Source organism: Moorena sp. SIO2C4 (genome assembly GCF_010672485.1).
GTDB lineage: Bacteria > Cyanobacteriota > Cyanobacteriia > Cyanobacteriales > Coleofasciculaceae > Moorena > Moorena producens.
This window is the reverse complement of sequence record NZ_JAAHGN010001470.1, coordinates 1-1363: the sequence shown is the minus strand read 5'-3', so window position 1 is coordinate 1363 and position 1363 is coordinate 1. Positions and strand designations below refer to the sequence as shown.

The following is a 1363-nucleotide window of genomic DNA, read 5'->3' as shown; positions in this document are numbered from 1 at the left end:
TCCGCTTTTTTCTCTGATGAAAAAAAACTATAGTTATTAGGTCGGTCAAATCTCCAATTCTCTACACACTAAAGAATAAACTCATGAAACATTTCTTCGCATCTACAACCTTAGTGACAGGATTGGCATTACTGCCATCCTTCGCTATTACACCAGCCAGTGCCTATACCCTGTTTCAAGCAACATTGGACAGTGCTCAGGAAGTCGCTCCTGGAGGAGTTACCCAATCCCCAGCAACTGGCTCTGCTAGCTTAAAACTCAATGATGCTGGTACGGAACTGAGTTACAGTATTAACGTTGTTGGTGTTGACTTTAGCCAGCTAGCGGATGTAGCAAGTCCTGCAAATGCTCTAGATGTTGCTACCTTGCTCCATTTTCACCAAGCTCCCCGTGGGGAAAATGGTCCGGTAGTCTTTGGTATTTTTGGCCCGGATCAGGATAATGATGACCGCACGGTTACCTCTAACTCGGATGGCTCAACTACTATCTCAGGAATTTGGGATCTTGATGATCCTGCCAGTACTTCCTTGAGTGAGATTGCTCCTGGACTGCTGGCTACTGCTCCTGGTGCAGATACGGATCTCTATTTCAATCTTCACTCAGAAAATGACCCAGCAGGGATAATTAGAGGACAAATCATTGCTACCCCTGTCTCCGAACCTTTCTCAGTATTAGGTTTACTAGCGGTGGGAGTCATTGGTGCAGGTTCAGCCATCAAAAAAAAGCTAGTAAGCTAGTACTCTGTACTAGTACTCTGTCAATTTAGTTTTTAGGGTTAGGTGTTAGGGGTTAGGTTAATGGTTAATGGTGCTTGGTTAATGGTTAATGGTATTAGAAATACTGTTAGGTTAATAATGTTAGGTTAATAATGTTAGGTTATAGCATTTAATCCCTAATCCCTAATCCCTAATCAGGAAAAGTAAAAGTCTAGTTACCTCGTCAATTTAATCGATGGTTAAAATCATCAGCCGCAAATCCTTAGGTACTCAACCTGTCTATGATATTGGTGTCAAGGACGACCATAACTTTATTTTGGCAAACGGTATGGTTGCTTCCAATTGCTTCAACAAATCTCACTCCACGGCCTATGGCTATGTAACCTATCAAACTGCCTATCTCAAGGCGAATTACCCAGTTGAATATATGGCAGCGTTGCTGACAGCGAGTAGTAACAGCACGGACAAGATACAGAAATATATTGCTACTTGCTCAACCATGGGGATTGAGATTTTGCCACCAGATATCAATCGTTCTGATTTGGATTTTACCCCAATCTCTAATAGTATATTGTTTGGGTTTTCAGCAATCCGGAATTTGGGACACGGAGCAATTAATTGTATTATCAAGGCTCGGGAGAATGGTA

At 42.1% G+C, this 1363-nt stretch carries 2 protein-coding genes; both read left to right on the top strand.

From position 1 onward, the window contains the following. The first annotated feature begins 83 nt into the window (after nucleotides 1–83). Nucleotides 84–737: a CHRD domain-containing protein gene (locus F6K20_RS38685; RefSeq protein ID WP_008184723.1), complete on the top strand. Its 654-nt coding sequence runs from the start codon at nucleotides 84–86 to the stop codon at nucleotides 735–737. 214 nt (nucleotides 738–951) lie between these two features. Next, a partial coding sequence (locus F6K20_RS38680) for a helix-hairpin-helix domain-containing protein (RefSeq protein ID WP_502708936.1) occupies nucleotides 952–1363 on the top strand: 412 nt, incomplete at its 3' end.